This is a genomic window from Steroidobacter agaridevorans, assembly GCF_009932555.1.
Classification (GTDB): Bacteria; Pseudomonadota; Gammaproteobacteria; order Steroidobacterales; family Steroidobacteraceae; genus Steroidobacter; species Steroidobacter agaridevorans.
The window spans coordinates 195,640-215,882 of record NZ_BLJO01000004.1; the positions used below are offsets into that span (position 1 = coordinate 195,640).

At 63.3% G+C, this 20,243-nt stretch carries 13 protein-coding genes and 1 pseudogene; 11 read left to right on the forward strand and 3 right to left on the reverse strand.

The window, feature by feature from the left end; all coding sequences use genetic code 11:
* Together GYH35_RS34935 and GYH35_RS15505 are read left to right on the forward strand one after the other, a co-directional pair.
* A pseudogene (locus tag GYH35_RS34935) lies at positions 1-134 on the forward strand (DNA-binding response regulator); the annotation flags it as partial.
* A 3-nt stretch (positions 135-137) separates the two neighbouring features.
* Complete coding sequence (locus GYH35_RS15505; RefSeq protein WP_161810814.1) at positions 138-1,493, forward strand: ATP-binding protein; 1,356 nt, start codon at positions 138-140, stop codon at positions 1,491-1,493.
* On the opposite strand, the gene GYH35_RS15510 is transcribed toward GYH35_RS15505, so the two are convergent.
* Positions 1,490-1,972 (reverse strand): hypothetical protein, encoded by a 483-nt coding sequence (locus GYH35_RS15510; RefSeq protein ID WP_161810815.1) that lies wholly within the window; start codon positions 1,970-1,972, stop codon positions 1,490-1,492. The genes GYH35_RS15505 and GYH35_RS15510 overlap by 4 nt on opposite strands.
* A 211-nt stretch (positions 1,973-2,183) precedes the next feature.
* On the opposite strand from GYH35_RS15510, the gene GYH35_RS15515 reads away from it, so the two are divergent.
* The 9 genes from GYH35_RS15515 (at position 2,184) to GYH35_RS15555 (ending at position 18,923) form a co-directional block, all read left to right on the forward strand.
* On the forward strand, positions 2,184-2,405 hold the full coding sequence (locus GYH35_RS15515; protein ID WP_161810816.1) for a hypothetical protein: 222 nt from the start codon (positions 2,184-2,186) through the stop codon (positions 2,403-2,405).
* A gap of 95 nt (positions 2,406-2,500) precedes the next feature.
* The gene (gene aroQ, locus GYH35_RS15520) at positions 2,501-3,835 is read left to right on the forward strand and encodes a gamma subclass chorismate mutase AroQ (protein WP_161810817.1); all 1,335 of its coding nucleotides are present in this window, start codon (positions 2,501-2,503) and stop codon (positions 3,833-3,835) included.
* A 123-nt stretch (positions 3,836-3,958) separates the two neighbouring features.
* On the forward strand, positions 3,959-4,540 hold the full coding sequence (locus GYH35_RS15525) for a LemA family protein (protein ID WP_161810818.1): 582 nt from the start codon (positions 3,959-3,961) through the stop codon (positions 4,538-4,540).
* A 7-nt stretch (positions 4,541-4,547) separates the two neighbouring features.
* Positions 4,548-6,476 carry a M48 family metallopeptidase gene (locus tag GYH35_RS15530; RefSeq protein WP_161810819.1) on the forward strand — a complete coding sequence of 643 codons (1,929 nt, stop codon included), beginning with the start codon at positions 4,548-4,550 and terminating at the stop codon, positions 6,474-6,476.
* Positions 6,477-6,744: 268 nt separating this feature from the next.
* Entirely contained in the window at positions 6,745-12,531 is a 5,787-nt protein-coding gene (uvrA, locus tag GYH35_RS15535) for an excinuclease ABC subunit UvrA (RefSeq protein ID WP_161828922.1), read from the forward strand.
* A gap of 423 nt (positions 12,532-12,954) precedes the next feature.
* A complete protein-coding gene (locus GYH35_RS15540) occupies positions 12,955-15,936 on the forward strand; it encodes a TonB-dependent receptor domain-containing protein (protein ID WP_161810821.1) in 2,982 nt (993 codons plus the stop codon).
* 99 nt (positions 15,937-16,035) lie between these two features.
* Complete coding sequence (locus GYH35_RS15545; RefSeq protein WP_161828923.1) at positions 16,036-17,292, forward strand: aspartyl/asparaginyl beta-hydroxylase domain-containing protein; 1,257 nt, start codon at positions 16,036-16,038, stop codon at positions 17,290-17,292.
* 15 nt (positions 17,293-17,307) lie between these two features.
* Positions 17,308-18,486 carry an aspartyl/asparaginyl beta-hydroxylase domain-containing protein gene (locus tag GYH35_RS15550; protein ID WP_161810823.1) on the forward strand — a complete coding sequence of 393 codons (1,179 nt, stop codon included), beginning with the start codon at positions 17,308-17,310 and terminating at the stop codon, positions 18,484-18,486.
* A gap of 119 nt (positions 18,487-18,605) precedes the next feature.
* Positions 18,606-18,923, forward strand: coding sequence for a hypothetical protein (locus GYH35_RS15555; RefSeq protein WP_161810824.1), 318 nt, complete (start codon positions 18,606-18,608; stop codon positions 18,921-18,923).
* A gap of 51 nt (positions 18,924-18,974) precedes the next feature.
* Here the strand turns inward: GYH35_RS15555 and GYH35_RS34610 are convergent, their stop codons facing one another.
* Together GYH35_RS34610 and GYH35_RS15560 are read right to left on the reverse strand one after the other, a co-directional pair.
* On the reverse strand, positions 18,975-19,319 hold the full coding sequence (locus tag GYH35_RS34610; protein ID WP_202624345.1) for a hypothetical protein: 345 nt from the start codon (positions 19,317-19,319) through the stop codon (positions 18,975-18,977).
* Positions 19,320-19,456: 137 nt separating this feature from the next.
* Positions 19,457-19,939, reverse strand: a complete 483-nt coding sequence (locus GYH35_RS15560) for a hypothetical protein (RefSeq protein ID WP_161810825.1) — start codon at positions 19,937-19,939, stop codon at positions 19,457-19,459.
* Positions 19,940-20,243 lie beyond the last annotated feature (304 nt).

Genomic DNA, 20,243 nt, shown 5'->3' on the forward strand with positions numbered 1-20,243 from the left:
TCGATACCCACGTGAGCAACTTGCGTCGCAAGCTCGGCTTGGGTGAGAACGGCCTGCCAGAAATCCGTAGCATTCGCGGCGCGGGCTACGTGCTGATCGCCACCGGCGAAGTGCGTGCCGAGCAGCGTGTCTGAGCCGTGCGCTCACTGTTCCTTCGCATCTTCCTGTCGTTCTGGGTAGCGACGCTGCTGGTGCTCGCCACCACCGCGGCGGTGGCCTGGTATCGCTTTCAGCGCGATCAGACGGCTTCGCCGAACATTCGACAACTGGCTTCGGAAGCACAGAACCGGCTGCTGGTCGGCGGCATGAAGGATCTATACGCCTGGATCGAGAACGCCGAGGATCGTTTTCCCGGCCGGCACATTTATGTGGTGCGTCCGGACGGTCAGGACATTCTGCAGCGGCCGCTGCCGCCGACCTATCGCAGCTATGCGAACCGGTTGAAGGACGCGGGCTTCTTCGGCCGTGAGCCGCCGCCCAACGGGCGCGACGATCCTCTGTTGCTTACGCCGCTGTTCACCGATCGCGACGGCACCGTTTATACAGTGATGATCGGGCAGCGCTCGCCGATCAGTCCGCTGCAGGCGTCGGACGTGCGGCTGGTCGTGTTCGCGTTCGCGCTGGTCATCAGCGGCCTGGTGTGCTGGTGGCTGGCGCACTACATCAGCAAGCCGTTGGAACGTTTGCAGTCGAGCGCGCGCTCGCTGGCGGCCGGCAATCTCGATGAGCGGGTGGGCGAAGAGTTCTCGAGCCGTCGCGACGAGCTCGGCGTGCTGGCGAGAGACTTCGACGCGATGGCGGACCACATCCGCACTCTGATCGCGTCAAGAGAAGATCTGTTGCGGGCGATGTCACATGAGCTGCGCTCGCCGTTGGCCCGGTTGCGGGTCGCATCGGGGCTGGCACGCCGGCCGCAGGCGGACATCGTCAAACAGCTGGATCGCATCGAGCTCGAAGCCGAGCGCCTCGATACCCTGATCGGGCAGATGTTGCAGCTGTCGCAGCTGCGCTCGTACAAGCCGACGTTGCCCCTCGAGCCAATCGATGTGACCACGTTGTTGAACGAGGTGGTCGAGGATGCGCGTCTGGAAGCGAGCGCTGCCGACAAGAACGTCGATTGGACGCCCGGTGAAAACCTCTGGCTGAACGGCGATCACGACCTCATGCGCAGCGCCATCGAAAACGTATTGCGTAATGCCGTGCGCTTTACCAAGCCGGGCACGGCGGTCGCGGTCTCATTGGTTCGCGAGCACCGCGATGCCTTGATTGCGATCGAGGATCACGGTCCGGGTGTGCCGGAAGCCGAGCTGGCGCACATCTTCGAGCCGTTCTATCGAGTCGCCGAATCGCGCGATCGGGATTCCGGCGGCACTGGCATTGGCCTCGCGATCACCGCGCGCGTTGTCGGCTTATACAAAGGCCAGGTGCGTGCTCAGAATGCGGCGACTGGCGGCTTGCGGGTGGAGATCAGGCTGCCGCTGCGACGAGACTAGACCTTCTCGTGTCCCTTCACGGCGTACTGCGAGACCGCGTGGCTGCGTAGCGATTGAGCTCGGTCACGTATAGCCGCGATCTCTTCGGCGCTCACATCTTTGTCGCCAGCTTTCGCTTTCAGTACTTTGCCTTGCTGATCGAGTTCCAGCTCGATGCTGTCGTTCGAGCTCAGCGCTGCGCCGTTGTACTTCATCAACCGCGCGCCGAGGAATTCGTAAGTGGCGGTTTGTGATGTCGCCTGGCGCGTCTCCTGCAGGCTCTGAATCTTTCCTTCCTTGAACTGCGCGCTGTAAGTCGCGGCGATGCCGCCCGGCGCAAACGAGCCGCGAAATTCATCGGCCGATCCTTGCGCCGGATCGGCAGCGCTTTGCTCGACGAGTGGTGTGCCCGGCGCGGTCGCCGGCCTGGGTTCTTTCGAGCAGGCGACAGCGAGCAGCAGCGTCGCGATGAACGGCGGGATTCTGAGTGCGGTCAGCATTGGTGCAACGTTCTGCATTTCAGCGTCGAGTGCAAGAGGGTCTGTCGTCTGTCGTCGGCGACAAGCGCACGACATAAAACTGCGCGACCTCGAATCGCGGCATTCGAGCATCGCGCGTGACGTGCGAACGTGATTTGCCTCACATGGCGGCTCGATTACTTCCTCTAGTCTGCCCGCCGACTCTCCCACGGATCTCTTTCGGAGGACATCGATGAGCGCCGCCAGCCCCGCCCAGACTCAGGTTCGTCGCACAGCCGCGGCCGCGCCTTCTCAAGCGACCACGCGCGTGTATGACTTTTCGAAGCCGCGCGGCGAGGATGAGATCCGTGTGAACCTGGCCGACGTGCCGGTCATGCGCACGAGCATCGATGCCGACGTATTCGCGCCCACGCTGCTCAGCCGGCTGTTCGATCTGTTTGGACCGCGCCGCTAAGCGAACTACCGCTTGATTCACAAGAGCCCGCCGATGACCCCGGCGGGTTTTTTATTGGCGCGAAGTGCTACATTTCCTCGTCTTCAGGGGAAGGTATGTCACTGCATAAATGCATTTTGATCGCGCTGGCGATGTTGTTCACGGCGAACGTCGCTGCCGCCGCGAGCTTTACCGGGCCGGCTGACGTGGCTGGTGTGTTCGATCTGATGCAGCGGCGGCTCGAGCTGATGCGCTCGGTCGCAGCCTGGAAGTTCGCCAACAACGTGCCGGTAACGGACCCCGCCCGCGAGCAGCAGGTCCTGGATGCGACCGTTGCCCAAGCGCAGCGTCTCGGCATCGACGCCAACTCGGCACGCGAATTATTCGCGCTGCAAATCCGCATGGCCAGCGACGTGCAAGAACACTTCATTGCGTCCTGGAAGGCTCAGAAGCCCGTTAACGAGCCGGTGCGCGACTTGAAGAATGAAATTCGCCCGCAGTTGGACCGCCTCGGTAACGAGCTGCTGGGCGCCATCTATCTCGCGCTGCCCGAGCTGATGACGGACGGCTTTGCCGCTCGTTATCGATCGCAAGCCGAGAAGATCGTCATGCCGGGGTTGCAGGAGGACGATCAAGAAGCGCTGTTGAAAGCAGCGAGCCAGCTGCGTCCGTCTGCGATGCCGGCCTTCGAACGAATCGAAGCCAGCAAAGTGCTCCGCATCGGCATGACCGGCGATTACGCGCCGTTTACGCTGGAGCGCGGCGGCGAGCTTTCCGGCGCCGATGTGCAAATGGGCGAGGCGCTAGCGAAATCGCTGGGCGCGCAACCGCAGTTTGTGAGCACGAGCTGGAGCACGCTGATGCGGGACTACCAGGCCGGGCGCTTCGATATCGCGCTCGGTGGAGTCAGCATTACGCCGGAGCGCGCCAAGCTGGCGGCGTTCTCCGTTCCTTATCATCAGGGCGGCAAGACACCCATCGTTCGCTGTGGCACCGAGGCGCGCTTCGACACCGTCGAAGAAATCGATCGTCCCGAGGTGCGCGTCGTCGTGAATCCCGGTGGGACCAATCAGCAGTTCGTGCGCGAGCGGCTGAGTCACGCGCAGGTCACCGTGCATCCGGACAATCGCACGATCTTTGCTGAGATCGCGGCGGGTCATGCCGATGTCATGGTGACCGATGACGTTGAAGTCGACTTGCAGGCGCGCCGTGACAAGCGCCTGTGTCGCGCGACTTCGACCACGTTCACTCGCGGTGACAAGGCGATCCTGCTGCCAAAAGACGAAGCGCTCCGCAGCCAGGTCGATCGATGGTTGCAAGGTCAAATCGCCAGCGGCGCGGTGCAAGCCTGGTTGGAAAGCGCGCTCGCTGCGGAAGCTGGCAGGGCCGGTCCTGCGCATCCCTGCGCTCCCGGCATTCGGGCATCCTGCCCAGCACAGCCTGTGAACTGAGTCACTTCACCGGCGCCGGCGAATGCCGTTTGCCGGTCGCGAGCGGCCGTTGGCCGGCGACACTGCTGGGGGCCGGACGCATTCGGTATGCTCTGATACGGCATTTGCCGTGGAGGTCGTCAGATGGGTTGGATCGTTTTCATCGTCATCGTCCTGATCGCGATTTTCTTCATTTCCATCTACAACAAGCTGGTCGGCGGCCGGAACGCGTACAAGAATGCGTTCGCGCAGATCGACGTGCAGCTCACGCGCCGTCATGACTTGATTCCGAACCTGGTGGAAACGGCCAAGGGCTACATGAAGCACGAGCGCGAGACGCTCGAAGCGGTGATCACGGCTCGCAACGCTGCGGTGGTCGGCTTGAAGAATGCCGCCGCGAATCCGACCGATCCCAATGCCGTTCAACAGCTGTCCGGTGCGGAGAATGCGCTGAGCGGCGCGCTGGGCCGGTTGTTCGCGCTGGCCGAAGCCTATCCGGACCTGAAGGCCAATCAGAACATGATGCAGGTGTCGGAAGAGCTGACCTCGACCGAAAACAAAGTCGCGTTCGCCCGGCAGGCGTTCAACGACGCCGTGATGACGTACAACAACAGTCGCGAAATGTTCCCGAACAGCATCGTCGCAAACATGTTCTCGTTCCTGCCGGCGCAGTTGCTGGAGATCGAGTCGCCCGAGAAGCGCGCGGTGCCGGTGGTGAAGTTCTAACACGCGCATGAACTTCTTCGAGCGACAGGAACAGTCGCGACGCACGACCCGCTGGCTCGTCGTACTGTTCGTCGCCGCCGTGCTGGCGGTAGCGGCGGCGGTCAACGCGGTCGTGTGCTTCGTGTTGTCTCTCGGAGAAGCGAACCGGACTGGTTACTCGCCGACCTTGGGTGAGTGGATGACCGCTCACCCGGGAACGGTGTTGCTCACTACGTTAGCGGTGGTGGGCATCATCGCGCTGGCGAGCCTCTACAAAACAGTGGTGCTCGGCGGGGGTGGCGGTGTGGTCGCGCGCTCGCTCGGCGGCGTGCGTGTTTCGCCGGATACCACCGATCCGCAGCAACGACGCCTGCTCAACGTTGTCGAAGAGATGGCGATCGCCTCGGGGCTGCCCATGCCCGAGGTCTACCTGCTCGAGCAAGAGACCGGCATCAATGCCTTCGCCGCAGGCCACAATCCGGCGAACGCGGCGATTGGCGTCACGCGCGGCACACTGACGACGCTGAACCGAGCCGAGTTGCAAGGCGTGATCGCGCATGAGTTCAGTCACATCTTGAATGGCGACATGCGGCTGAACATCCGGCTGATGGGCTTGCTGTTCGGGCTGCTGGTGATCGCGCTGATCGGTCGCACCGTGCTCCGTCTCTCCTCCGGCGGCCGCGATTCCAAGAAGGCGATGCCGGTGCTGCTGGTTGCGCTCGCCGTGATGGTCGTTGGTTACATCGGATTGTTCTTCGGTCGCCTGATCCAAGCCGCGGTATCTCGCAGTCGCGAGTCACTGGCGGACGCGTCGGCTGTGCAGTTCACGCGCGATCCCACGGGATTGCGGGGCGCGCTGGTGAAAATCGGTGCGGTGTCGGGCGGTTCGAGAATCGGCAATCCGGAAGTCGAAGAAGTTGCACACATGCTGTTCGCGCCGGGCATGAGCCGATTCTTCGCCACGCATCCGGCGCTGGAAGATCGGCTCAAGGCGCTCGACCCGCGCTTCGATCCGAAAGAATTCGAGCGTGCGCGAGCGGAAATGGCGCGCCTCGCCGAACAGAAGAAAGCGGACGCGGTTCCGAAACAAACATCCGCGGAAAGATTGGAAGGGCTGATCAATGTGCCCGGCGCCGGCGCATCCGCCAGCGTCGCGGCACTGGTCGGCAATCCCAGTACGCTTCATATGCAAGTGGCGCGGGACATTCGCAAGTCGCTGCCCGACGCAATCGTCATTGCCAGCCGTCACCCGCATTCGGCGCGCGTACTGCTGCTGGCCCTGGCGCTCGATACAAATCCCGAGAGTCGAGACCGCCAGCGGCAATTCATCGGCCAGCAGATTGGTGCGCAAACGGCGGACGACGTGGCCGAGCTGTTGAGCTGGGTGGATGCGCTCGAGCCGGAACAGCGTATGCCGGCATTGCTGGGGGCAATTCCAGCGCTGCGTCAGCTGACGCGAGACGAGCGCATGCAGCTGCTGTCGACATTGAATGGCATGCTCCAGCGGGAAGGTCGGGTCTCCTTGCAGAGCTACGTGCTCCGCAAGCTCGCGCAAGTCCACCTGAACGACGATTTGAACCCTGCCGCTCGCGCCCGGCAGCTGCCGTTGAGCGCCGTGCAAAAGGATATTCAGGTGCTGTTCTCGGTGCTGGCTCAACACGGGCACACCGACGCCGCGGCATCCCGCCGGGCGTATGAAGCGGGCGTGCACCACCTGCTGCCTCGGGAGCGGCCGTCTTTCGTCAATCTGGCGCACTGGGCGCAGCCGCTCGACCTGGCGCTGAGCCGGCTGGACCGGCTGGCGCCCATCATGAAGGAGCAATTGGTCGAGGCGCTGGTCAAGACGGTGACCCACGACCAGAAGCTGACGCTTGGCGAGGCCGAGCTGCTCCGGGCCATCTGCGCGACGGTTCACTGCCCGTTGCCGCCCTTGGTCACGTCCGCGATAGACACCTAATCGAAGCCACCCCATGGGTACATGGATGTACCCCGCCGCTCGCGGCGGCGAGCGCCAAAAGTCACGCCTTTTGGCGCCTCGCACGAGGGTCGTGGCAGGATGCCTGATCCCTCGTTTTTAACCAGACACGGACTGACAGCTTTCGGGGATTCAATGCGCCCTCGATTGGGCGCGTGGTTGAAGCTGCGCTTACAATCCGCATCTACTCCTCCCGGGTCCCCGGTTCCGTTTTTCCTACAGTGTTCATGGCCTGTGGCCATGGGTGAGCATGTCCCAGTCCATCGTCATTCGTGGCGCGCGCCAGAACAATCTCAAGAACTTGCACCTCGAGCTGCCCACCGGGGAGCTGATCGTCGTCACCGGCGTGTCCGGGTCGGGCAAGTCCTCGCTGGTGTTCGATACTTTGTACGCCGAAGGGCAGCGCCGCTACGTGGAGACGTTCTCGCCGTACGCACGTCAGTTCCTCGATCGCATGGATCGGCCGCAGGTCGAGCGCATCGACGGCATTCCGCCGGCCATCGCCATCGATCAGACCAATCCGGTGCGGACCTCGCGCTCCACCGTGGGCACGATGACCGAGCTCAACGATCATTTGAAACTGCTGTTCTCACGCGCCGCGCAGGTGTATTGCCGTCAGTGCGCCGCGCCGGTGAAGCGCGATTCGGCGCAGAGCATTTATGGAGAGTTGAGCGAGCGGCTGCAGACGCTGGGCCGCTCCGATGCGCGCGTCATCGTCACATTCCCGGTGCCGGTGCCGGCGAACTTCGGCGAAGCCGAAGTGCTGAGCTTGCTGGAGAAGCAGGGCTATACGCGTTTGTTCCGGCGGATCGAGGCCCGTACCGCGGCGGCTGAACCGATCAAGGGCAAAAAGAAGTCTGCGAAGAAGGGACGCAAGAGCGCCGATGAAGAGCCGGCGAGCGTCGTCCTGGAAATGACTCAGGACCGCTTCCGCTTCGACAACACGGATCGCGAACGAGTGATCGAAGCGCTCGAAGCCGCGTTGCGCGTGGGTCGCGGCCGCGTCGCGGTGCATGTCCTGGACGCGTCGAATGGCAGTGCTCGCGCGGCCGAAAACGAAACGCCCGCGATCGCTTCAACGTGGCGATTCTCATCCGATCTGCACTGCGCCGATTGTGACATTCACTACCGCGAGCCGACGCCCAGCCTGTTCTCGTTCAACTCGCCGCTGGGCGCATGCGAGTCGTGCCGTGGCTTCGGCCGCATCATCGGCATCGACTTCGGCCTGATCGTTCCCGACGAAAGCAAGACGCTCAAGGGCGGCGCGATCCGTCCGTGGCAGACCGAGTCGTATCGCGAGTGCCAGGACGATCTGATCAAGTACGCGCGTAAAAGAAACATTCCCATCGACGTGCCGTGGCGCGACCTGACCGAGGAGCAGCGGCAATGGGTGCTCGAAGGCGAGGGCAGCTGGGAAGACAAAGTGTGGTACGGCGTGCGCCGCTTCTTCGCCTGGCTCGAAACCAAATCCTACAAGATGCACATTCGCGTCTTGTTGTCGAAGTACCGCGCTTACACGCCGTGCACGGCGTGCGATGGCGCACGGCTGAAGACTGACGCGTTGGTGTGGCGTCTCGGCACGCAGGCGGATGCGAAGGCCGTGCTGCCCGATCACTTGCGATTCAAGCCGAACGGCGTGCAATGGAGCGATCCGCAGCTGGCGGAGTTGCCGGGCATCGGCATTCACGAGCTGATGCTGTTGCCCATCGATCGTTGCAAACAATTCTTCGATCGGCTGGCGCTGCCCGCACCGCTGGATGAAGCGAGCGACCTGGTCCTGCGAGAGATCCGCGGGCGCTTCGGTTATCTGCTCGATGTGGGGCTCGGCTATCTCACGCTCGATCGCCAGTCGCGCACGCTGTCCGGCGGCGAAGTGCAACGAATCAACCTGACGACGGCGCTCGGCACGTCGCTGGTCAATACCTTGTTCGTGCTGGATGAGCCTTCGATCGGCTTGCATCCGCGCGACATGGGGCGCGTGATCGATGTGATGCGTCGCTTGAAGGCCGCGGGCAATTCGCTGGTGGTCGTCGAGCACGATCCGCAAGTCATGCAGGCCGCCGATCGGTTGATCGATGTCGGCCCCGGCCCGGGCGAGAAGGGCGGTGAGATCGTGTTCTTCGGCGAGCCCTCCGAGCTGAAGAAGGCAGAGCGATCGCTCACCGCGGATTATTTGCTCGGCCGTAAGCAGGTCAGCGAAGTATCGCCGGATGCTGCTCAGTCCGCGCCGAGTGCTTTGCTCACTGTGAAAGGCGCGCGACAGCACAATCTCAAGGGCATCGACGTCTCCATCCCCTTGCAACGTCTGGTGTGCGTCACCGGCGTGTCGGGCTCGGGCAAGTCGACATTGATTCAAGATGTGCTGTATCCGGCGTTGCTCAAGCACTTCGGCAAGCCGACGGAAGCGCCGGGCGAGCACGACGGCATCAAGGGCGCGGAACACATCAGCGCGGTCGTGATGGTCGATCAAACCTCGATCGGCCGCACGACGCGTTCCAATCCGGCCAGCTACGTCGGCGCCTTCGACGCGATCCGCAAGCTGTTCGCCAATGAGCCGCTCGTCAAGGAGCGCGGCTATACCATCGGCACCTTCAGCTTCAACTCCGGCAACGGTCGCTGCCCGACCTGCGGCGGCAATGGCTTCGAGCATGTCGAGATGCAATTCCTGTCCGACGTGTATCTGCGCTGTGCGGACTGTAACGGCCGGCGTTATCGCGGCGAGATCCTCGAAGTCACATTGAATCGCGGGCCCGGGCCGGGCCGTAGCATCGCCGATGTGCTCGACATGACGGTGTCGGAGGCGGTGGAGTTCTTCGCTGGCGAGCGCGAAGTGCTGGCGACGTTGCGTCCGCTCGCGGAAGTCGGTTTGGATTATCTGCGGCTCGGCCAGCCGGTGCCGACGCTGTCCGGTGGCGAAGCGCAGCGCTTGAAACTGGCGGGACATCTGGCGGAAAGCGCGACTGTGAGGACTGACGACGCCACGCCCGGCAAGTTGTTTCTATTCGACGAGCCGACCACGGGCCTGCATTTCGACGATATCGCCAAGTTGTTGCGTGCCTTCCGCCGCTTGATCGCGGCCGGTCACTCGCTGCTGGTGATCGAGCACAACCTCGATGTGATTGCCGCGTCGGATTGGCTGATCGACCTGGGGCCCGAAGGCGGTGAGGCCGGCGGTGAAGTCATCGCTGTCGGCACGCCAGCGGAAGTCATGAAGGCGCCGGGATCGCACACCGGCAAGGCGCTTCGAGAAGTCGAGAGCGGCTGGAAGATCGCCGATCAGCGCACCGTCGTGCCATTGGCCGCGTCCGCTCATCGTCCGCGCGCGAACGCGATCAGCATCCACGGCGCTCGTGAGCACAATCTCAAGAACGTCGATGTCGAACTGCCGCGCGACAAGTTCACTGTCGTGACCGGTGTGTCCGGCTCGGGCAAGTCGACGCTGGCGTTCGATATCGTGTTCGGCGAAGGACAGCGCCGCTATCTCGAATCGCTCAATGCCTATGCGCGGCAGTTCGTGCAGCCGTCGTCGCGCCCGGATGTGGATGCGATCTTTGGCATTCCGCCGACCGTCGCCATCGAACAGCGCACCAGCCGCGGCGGCCGCAAGAGCACCGTGGCGACGCTGACCGAGATCTATCACTTCCTGCGTCTGCTGTACGTGAAGCTGGGCACTCAGTATTGCCCGGATTGCGATGTGCCGATCGAGCCGCAGAGCTTCGAATCCATCTTCGCCCGCATCTGCCGTGACTATCGAGGCAAGAGCGTTAGCTTGCTCGCGCCGCTGGTGGTGGCCCGCAAAGGTTTCTATACCGATCTCGCCGCCTGGGCCGCGAAGAAGGGTTACGAACAATTGCGAGTCGACGGCGAGTTGCTGCCCACGCAGAACTGGCCGCGCTTGTCTCGATTCCAGGAGCACATGATCGAGCTGCCGGTCGCGACCGTGCAGGTCTCGGCTCGCAACGAGCGTGAGCTGCGTGAAGCGCTGACCACCGCGCTCGACTTCGGCAAGGGCGTGGTCCATTTGCTGGATGAAAGCGTCAAAGTAAAGAAGGCCCCGGTCGCGAAGAAGGCCGCCAAGGGCAGCAACGTTGTGGCCGCGAATGCTGGCCTGTCGATCTTCTCGACCCGTCGCGCCTGTCCCTCCTGCGCCAAGAGCTTCGCCGAGCTCGATCCGCGCCTGTTCTCGTTCAACTCCAAGCATGGCTGGTGTGAAAGCTGTTATGGCACCGGCTTGCAGATCCGCGGCTTCGATGAGGAGCAGAGCGGCGAGGAGATCTGGTGGAACGAGTGGTTCGAGCAGGAGGCCGAGAGCTGCGAGAGCTGCGAAGGCGAGCGGCTCAATCCGATTGCTCGCAACGTGCGCTTCCGCGATCAGTCCATCGCGGCGGTGACGGGGCAGTCGGTCTCCGACATGCGCAAGCAGTTCAACTCGCTGAAGCTGAAAGGCCGCGAAGGCGAGATTGCGCGTGACGTGCTCACCGAGATCCACTCGCGTCTGGCGTTCCTCGAGGACGTCGGCCTGGGATATCTCGCGCTGGATCGTTCGGCGCCGACATTGTCGGGCGGCGAAGCGCAGCGTATCCGCCTGGCCGCGCAGCTTGGCTCGAACCTGCAGGGCGTCTGTTACATCCTGGACGAGCCGACCATCGGCCTGCATCCGCGTGACAATCGCATTCTGCTGGACACGCTCGACAAGCTGGCCGCCAAGGGCAATTCGCTGCTGGTCGTCGAGCATGACGAGGAAACGATCCGTCGCGCGGACTACGTGCTCGATCTCGGGCCCGGTGCGGGCACGCGAGGCGGGCGTGTCGTTGCGGCGGGTACGGCCAGCGAGCTGGAGCGCTCGCCCGAATCGGTCACGGGGCGATTGCTGGCGCAGCCGCTACAGCATCCCATCGGCAATCGTCGCGAAGTGAGCTCGCGATCGCCGGCGCTGGTCGTCAAGGACGCATCGCTGCACAACTTGCGTAAACAGACGTGCAGGGTGCCGCTGGATCGACTGACCGTGGTCACCGGCGTTTCCGGTTCGGGCAAGTCCACCATGGCGCGCGACGTGCTTCATGACAACTTGCGCGCGGCGCTGGGCCGTCGTCGGGGCGCGAAGCTCGAGTGGCGCGGCTGTAAAGAGATCGCGGGCTGGGATCAGATCGAGCGCATTCTCGAAGTGGACCAGACGCCGATCGGCAAGACGCCGCGCTCGTGTCCGGCGACTTATATCGGCTTCTGGGACGCCATCCGTAAAGTGTTCGCCGAGACGCCGGAAGCGCGCATGCGCGGGTACACGCCATCGCGGTTCTCGTTCAACACCGCGGGCGGCCGCTGCGAGGCCTGCGAAGGCCAGGGCATGCGCAAGATCGAGATGAGCTTCCTGCCCGACGTGCGCGTGGTTTGCGATAGCTGCGGCGGGCGCCGCTTCAATCACGACACGCTCACCGTGCAGTACAAGGGCCGAAGCATCGGCGACGTATTGATGATGAGCATCGATGAGGCGGTCGATTTCTTCAGTGCGCATACGCGCGTTCATCACTGCCTGCGGCTGCTCCAGGATGTGGGCCTCGGCTATCTCACCCTGGGACAGCAGAGCCCGACGCTATCGGGTGGCGAGGCTCAACGCATCAAGTTGGTGACCGAGCTGTCGAAGGTGCGCGAATCGAGGATGTTGCGCACACCGGAACCGGGCGAGGCGGTCGAGAAATTCCCCGGCACGCTTTATGTGCTCGACGAGCCCACGGTCGGCTTGCACATGGCCGACGTGGAGAAGCTGATCCGCGTCCTGCATCGACTGGTCGACGCCGGCAACACGGTGGTGGTCATCGAGCACGATCTGGATGTGATCGCCGAAGCAGACTGGATCGTCGATCTGGGGCCGGAAGGCGGCGCCGAGGGCGGCAAGGTGGTCGTGCAGGGCTCGCCCGATGACATATTGCGTGCGGCTCGCGAGTCGCATACGGCGCGCATTCTGAAGGAGTTCTTGCGCGACCGGGCGCAAGCGACCGGGGCCAGGCCGACAGCGCAGCGGCGTCTGGCGTCTCTTTAAAAAAAAATCGACCGACGAGGCGGCGAGGGATCGGGGGAAGGCCCACATCCTGTCGCCGGCCTCGGTCGGCTCACACTACTAACCAAAGTTAGTAGCTTCGTCTCATAGCGCGCGCCAGGCGTGCTCCTACGGTTGTCTTCGAGCAACATTGCGTCCGTATAGGCTTGTGCGCTGGCGGACTTGACACTGCGAGCCCGCTCCGAATCGGTATATGTGTGCGATTCTTGGGCGGGAGTGACGCTTGTATACAACGACAGTCCTTTAAATAGCTGAAATGCGGTTGTATGCTCGGAGCCACGCTTGGGTCGGATCAGTTTTTTTCTGATCGGTAGAAAAAGGACGCCAAGAAGGGAGCACCGCAGTCTGCAACCTGCGGTGGGCTTGCAAGCAGATTCAAACATACCTCTCGCAGGAGGGTTTCTAATGTCGACGAGTAAATCGATTCGGCGTGCCGTCCAACTGGCATTGTGGACTGGCGCGGCGACCGTGACGGCCGCGCAGTCCGTGTACGCGGCCGATGATCAAAACATCCAGGAAGTCGTAGTCACCGGCACCCGCATTTCCGTTCCCGGCGCAATTTCATCGAGCCCGATCCTGTCGATCGGCACCGATGAAATCACCATGCAGCAGGCGACGGAAATCGAGCAAGTGTTCCGCGACCTGCCGGTCACCGCAGTGGGTGACGGCTCGAACGTGAACAACGGCACGGCCGGCGCCGCTACGCTCAACCTCCGCGGCCTCGGAGCACAGCGCAACCTCATCCTGATCGACGGCAAGCGCGTCACCCCGTTCAACTATGACGGTCAGGTCGACACGTCCATCATCCCGACCGCGCTGATCGAGCGCGTCGACATCGTGACCGGCGGCGCCTCGGCCGTGTACGGTTCCGACGCCATCGCCGGCGCCGTCAACTTCGTGATGAAGCGCGACTTCGAAGGCGTCGACCTCAGCACCGACTTCTCGCAGTTCGACGAGAAGGACGGCGATGTGCGCTCGGCGTCGTTCGTGATGGGCGCCAACGTGGCCGACGGCCGCGGCAACATCGTGGTGGGCTTGAACTGGACCGATCGCGACCCGGTCATGCTGGGCGATCGTCCGCTCGGCCAGCTGGGCATCGTGACCGCCTCCGGCGCTGGCTATGACAACTTCCTCAATGGCGTCGCGCCGACGCCGGCTCCAGCCGGTTGCGGCGGCCCGAACTCGGTGGTCTCGGGTGGCTCGACGACGACGTTGCCGACCCGTATCGCGATCGCCGGTGGCGGCGCCATCGGTCAGTTCCGCGACGATGGTTCCATCGGCGCGAATTGCAGCGTCTTCAACTTCAACCCGTACAACTATTACCAGACCCCGCTCCAGCGCGTCGGCGGTATGGTGATGGGCCACTTCGAGGTGAGCGAGCATGCCGAGGCGTATGCCCGGTTCGGCTACACCAGCACTGAAGTGCGTCAGCAGATCGCTGCCTCGGGCATCTTCGGCAGCGCCTTCTGGACTCCGCTCAGCAACCCGTTCATCAACTCGTCCGCTCAGACGACGCTGATCAACGCGTACAACGCGGGTCGCGCGGGCGCCACGCCGATCGTCAGCACCGGCGGTGACTTCCCCAACTGGCGTGACTTGAACGGCAACGGCGTGGTTGACGCCGCCGACGACGTGCGCATCACGTACTCGCGTCGTACGGTTGAGTTCGGTCCGCGTTCCACGACCTACGAGAACAATTCGTACAACATCCTGGTCGGTGTGCGCGGCCAGCTGATCGGCGACTGGGACTACGACGTGTTCGGTCAGTACGGCGAAGCCGAGCGTTCCAACGTGAGCGCGGGCTATACCAACGTGACCGCGGCTGCGGACGCCATCGACGCCGTGATGGGCCCCAATGGCGTGCCGGTTTGCCGCAGCGGCAACCCCGGTTGCGTGCCGTTGAACCTGTTCGGCGGCTTCGGCTCGATCACGCAGGAAATGGCTTCGTACTCGAGCGCCTCGGCCATCGAGCAGCAGGCGTACGAGCAGAAGATCGTCGGCGCTTCGGTCAGCGGTCCGATCAATGCCGTGCAGATTCCGTGGGCGGGCAGCCCGCTGGCGATGAGCTTCGGCGTGGAGTACCGCGAAGAATTCGGTACCGCGACGCCGGACCTGTGCTGGCAGACGCAACCGGCCAGCTGCTTGGGCGGCGCCGGCGGCTCCATCCTGCCGATCGCGGGCGGCTTCGACGTTCGCGAAGTGTTCGGTGAAGTGCTGCTGCCGGTGGCGAGCGACCTGCCGGGCATCAGGGCGCTGGATCTGGAAGCCGGCTATCGCTACGCCGACTACGATCCGTCGGGCGTGAACCGTACCTACAAGTACGGCCTGAGCTACAAGCCGGTCGACCAGGTGTTGTTCCGTGTGATGAAGCAACGCGCGGCTCGCGCTCCGAACGTGGGCGAGCTGGCGGCGCCGAATACCACTGCGCTGGACAATGCCACGATCGATCCGTGCTCGGTGGAAAATGCCGGCAACATCACTCCGGAACTGAGCGCGCTGTGTATGTCCACGGGCATGACGGCCGGCCAGGTCGGCGTGGTGAACGATCTCGTGTCGGGTCAGGTCAACTCCTTCCAGGGCACCGACCTGGATAACCTGCCCAAGCCGGAACAGGCCGATACGTTGACGGTCGGCGTGGTGTGGACTCCGGACTTCATTCCGCTCGCGAACGATGTCCTGATCTCCCTCGACTACTACGACATCGACATCAGCGACGTCATCGGCGAGTTCGGCGCTCAGGAAGTGCTGGACGCCTGCTATGTCGGCGGCATCGCCGAGGAATGCGCCAAGATCCGTCGTATCGGCGGCGGCTTGACGCTGGACGGCTCGGGTATCGAAACCTATACGACCAACCTGAAGTACCTGCGCGCCGAAGGCGTGGAGCTGGGCGTGGCGCTCGGTTTCGACATCGGCAAGTTCGGCAACCTGCGTGTGTCGGCCAACGTCAACAAGTACCTGACACACGAGTCGCAGAGTAGCGATCTGACCCCGCTGGTGGATTGCGTCGGCACCTTCGGCACGAACTGCGGTAACGGTCCTCAGGGCGGTCCGCTGCCCGAGACCCGCTGGCTGCAGCGTACGTCGTGGATGTACAACGACTTCACCGTGTCGCTGCTGTGGCGTCACCTGAGCGGCATCGAGAGCGCCGTGCCGGTGTTCCCGAAGTTCCAGAAGATCGATTCGTACGACTACTTCGATCTGTTCGGCAGCTGGCAGTTCATGGAACAGGCTACGGTGAACTTCGGCATCAGCAACCTGTTCGAGAAGGATCCGCCGGTGGTCGGCAACGAAGCCGCCGATACGGGTTCGAACTCGGGCAACACCTTCCCGCAGCTGTACGACGCCCTGGGTCGGCAGTACGCGGTCGGGTTGCGCTTCACGTTCTAACCATGCCTCGAATCCGGCGGCCCGCGCGGGCCGCCGGTCTCCAAGCAAATCACTGCGGCGGGCTTCGGCCCGCCGTTTTTTTGCGCTAGGCTCATTCGCATGTCGAACCAGGTCGAACAGCTGATACGCACCGCCGGCCAGCTGGCCAACGCCGGGCGCTGGGATGAGGCAGAGCGCACGTGGCTGGAAGTCCGCCGCCTCGAGCCGCACAACTCGAAGGCATTGTTCAGTCTCGGCGTGCATGCGTTGCAGAGAGGCGAGCTGGCGCCGGCGATCGAATTGTTACGTTCCGCACGCTCGGTCGCGCCCGCCGATCCTGTGATCCTGATGACGCTGGTCAATGCATTTGCCCGGCAGGGCGATCGGGAAGCGGAGCATGAAGTCATCGAGGCGACGCTCGCGCTCGATGCCTATTTTCTGCCGGCGCTGCTGGCGCGAGCCAATTGGATGGAGCGCTATGGAAGAGCGTCCGCCGCCGCGACCATGTATCGGAATGCTTTGAAGGTCGCGCCGCCGCCGAGTCACTGGCCGGCACAGCTCAAGCCCCAATTGGAATATGCGCGCGACGTCGTCGAGCGTTACTCGAAAGCGCTCGGCGAGCATTTGGAAACAAAGCTGGCGGAGACACGCGCTGCTCTCGACCCGTCGGTCGCGGGGCGCTGGCAGGAAGCCGCGGCGATCGTCACTGGCCGCTCCAAACCGTTTGTCTCGGAAAGCAATCAATTGCTGGTGCCGCGGCTGCCGGCGATTCCATTTTTCGATCGCAGTCACTTTCCATGGATCGGCGAGTTCGAAGCGAAGACCGATGCCATCCGCGCGGAACTGCTGGCAGCCCTACAGTCCCAGAACGATCGCTTCAATCCATACATCGCGTATGGCAAAGGCGATCCCGTCAATCAGTGGCGCGAGTTGAATCATTCGCTGCGCTGGAGCGCGTTCCACCTTTGGCGCGGCGGCGTGCCGGTGCAGGAAAATCTGCAGCTGTGTCCGTTGACAGCCGAAGCGCTCGCACTCGTGCCGCAGGTGACTATCGGCGGCCTGTGTCCGAATGCCATGTTCTCGGCACTGGCGCCGAGAACTCACATTCCACCTCACAACGGCGAAACCAACGCGCGCCTGGTTGCGCACCTGCCCTTGATCGTGCCCGATGGCTGCTGGCTGCGAGTGGGCTACGAAAAGCACGAGTGGAAAGTCGGCGAGGTCGTGGTGTTCGACGACACGCTCGAGCACGAGGCGATGAATGGCAGCGATGAGCTGCGGGTCGTGTTGATCTTCGACGTTTGGAATCCGCTGCTCGCGCCCGCCGAGCGAGACATGGTGCGCGCGATGACGGCGGCCGTGCGCGAGTTCCAATAGGACATCGGGCTCGTCATGCAAACTCCGGCAGATCAGATGCGCAGTCTCGTCGAAGCCGCTGCCGCCGCTTTGCAGGCGGGCGATGCGGGCGCCGCGCGCCGTCACTTCGAGCAGATCGTTGCGAGCGGGCAGGCCAATGCGGGCGTGTTTGTCGGCCTGGCGTTAGCGTGTCAGTCGCTCGGCGATCGAGCGGCCATGCTGGCGGCCATCGAGCGCACGCTCGCACTCGATCCTGTGAATATCCGTGCGCTGGTCATGAAGGGCGATCATCTCGTCGCCTCGAATGCTTCGCGCTCGGCGACCGCATTCTATGCAGCAGCGATGCAGGCGGCTTCGCAAGCCACAGCATTGCCTCCCGGCGTGGTGCAGATGGCGCGTCACGCCGAACAAATGTATCAACGAATCAACGCACAGCTGGAAAGCCACGTTCGCACACAGCTCGAAGCTACGGGCCACGCGCAAGGCGGCAGTGCGCGGTTCGCGCAGTCCGTCGAAATTCTGATGGGCAAGAAACAACGCTACGTGCAGGAGCCGCGCGCTTATTTCTTTCCGGAACTGGCGAACATCCAGTTCTTTCCGCGCGAGATGTTTCCGTGGCTCGCGCCCCTCGAGGCGGCAACGTCCGAGATCGCTGCCGAGCTGCAGCAGTTGATCGCGACCGATCAAGGATTCGAGCCTTACATTCGCCAGTCGGCCGATGCGCCGACGCGCCAGGACCATCCGTTGCTGAACAATTCAGCCTGGAGTGCCTTCTTTCTGTGGAAGGACGGAGCGCCAGTGCCGGGCAATGCCGAGCGCTGCCCGAAAACATTGGCCGCGCTTGCCGGTCTGCCGCTGTGCCGGATTCCCGGACGCACGCCCTCGATCTTGTTTTCACGGCTTGCGCCGGGCGCGCGCATTCCGCCGCATACGGGTTTCTTGAACACACGCCTGATCTGTCATTTGCCGTTGATCGTGCCGCCGAATTGTCATTTACGCGTCGGCAACGAGCGGCGCGAATGGCGCGCCGGCGCAGCCTGGGTGTTCGACGACACCATCGAGCACGAGGCCATCAATGGCAGCGACCGTTCGCGCGTGGTGCTGATATTCGACATATGGCGGCCGGAACTTTCCGCCCAGGAACGAGAGCAGGTGGCGGCATTGCTGGCAGCGATCGATTCGTTCGGCCAGCGCGGCGAGGCATGGAGCGCGTGAGTCCTGGCCGTTCGTGTCCGGGGGCGGCCTGCTGAGCTGAATTGGCCCTGGGTCACATATCTGGCCGGTGCGGTCTCGGATATAGTCCCAAGCGCCTTTCACCGCTGCGGAGTCGTGTCATGGCCAAGCTCGAAGTCGTGTGCGCCAGTGGCGCATTGATGCTGTCGGCACTTTTACTCGGCTGTGCAAATGCGCCGAGCCAGCCGCAGGCCGGTGCAAACCAGGCCCAGGCTGCTCCGGCCAAGCGGGTGGCAGCCAAGGATCGGACTCCGTCGTGGCAGAAGTATCGAGTCAGCGGTTCGCGGATTGCGCGCACCCTGGATGCCAACGGCAAACCGAAGACCGCCGATTACGTGCAGAGCACGACCAGCAATGGATTACAGATGTTGCCGGCAGTCACGATGACTCCCTGTGAGCGGACCCGTCACGGCTGTTGAACGGTCGCGCTTGGGCGGCGCCTCGAGTCAGGCGCCTGCTCCAGCCATCGCTTAGTTGCCCATGACCGGGTCGGCGCCGCCGCCACCCTTGCGGTCGCGGGCCTTCATCATCTGCTGCGCGGCTTCTTCTTCCATCTTGAATTGAGCGCGGGTCTTGCAGACGCGCTTGCCGATGCGAGTACCCAACGGCTTCTCGTTGCGACAGACGACTTCGCTGTCGTCGGCCGCCGCCTGAGCGATCGATTGTGGCGCCGGTGCGGGCTCGGCTGCCGGTGCGGCGGGAGCTACATTTGCCGGCACGGCCGGGGCGGGCGCTGGCAGGCTCTCCTTCGGTGCGGGCGCGCCGCAACCAGCCAGTGTCACCGCGAGCACTGCGTAAATCGTAATAGCACGCATCGAATTCGCTCCCTGCCCTGATCGATTGTCAGGCCGCTGTTTATTGATCAATTCATGCCACTGCGTCGGCGAAATTAGCCGCGCCGCGGGATTTTCTCAAGCGGGCTGAGGGTCCATATCGAAGGTTATGACAGCGTCTACTTGATGCGCCGGACGCGCAGCGCCGGGCCATTGGGAACGTCCATCAAGAACGAGCCGAAAGCGCCGCGCCGGATCGTGACCTGGTCGCCGGCCTTGGGCGCAAAAGCCGTCGAGCCGGTGATCTGGCGCCACGTCTGGCCGTTGTCGAGCGCGATTCGCAAACCGTCCCTCATGGAGCTCACGTCGCTGACGTTTGCAGTCACGGATGAGAGCGCTGCTTCGCTCTGCTCCGAGCCCGCCTTTTCGGCGCGCGATTCAGTGACATTGGTTTGCAGCCCGAAGCTGCTCTCGGCGGACGGCGCCGGCACATGCTCGCCGCCACGCTGCAAGTACGCGACCGCCCGGTCGTAGCACGCGAGCCGTTCACCGTTCTGCTGAATGCGCGAGCACGTCAGAAACTCCGGCGGCATCTCGACCGGTTCGGCTGCCAACGACGACAGCGAGTACCACAACAATCCGATGAGCAGGCAACGGCGCATTTGATCCTCTCCTTCCGTCAATCCATCTTCGTCGCGCGTGCAGTAATCTTCAACTGACACTCGCGCAATCGACGCGCCATTGTTGTTCGCGCGCATATCGCAAAAATTCGCTCGCCGGGCGCTGGAAGCAAACAAAAAACGAGTACGCCCGTGCGCAACGCTGCGTGTTTCGACGTCGGCTGATCATGCATGGCGCTGCATCGCCCTCAGCGCGAAACGAGCAATGCATGCGACAGCTTTCCATGCTTCACCAAGCAGTGCGGAGCCGCATGTCCACTGATCGAGCCGCATCGCGCTCTGCAGC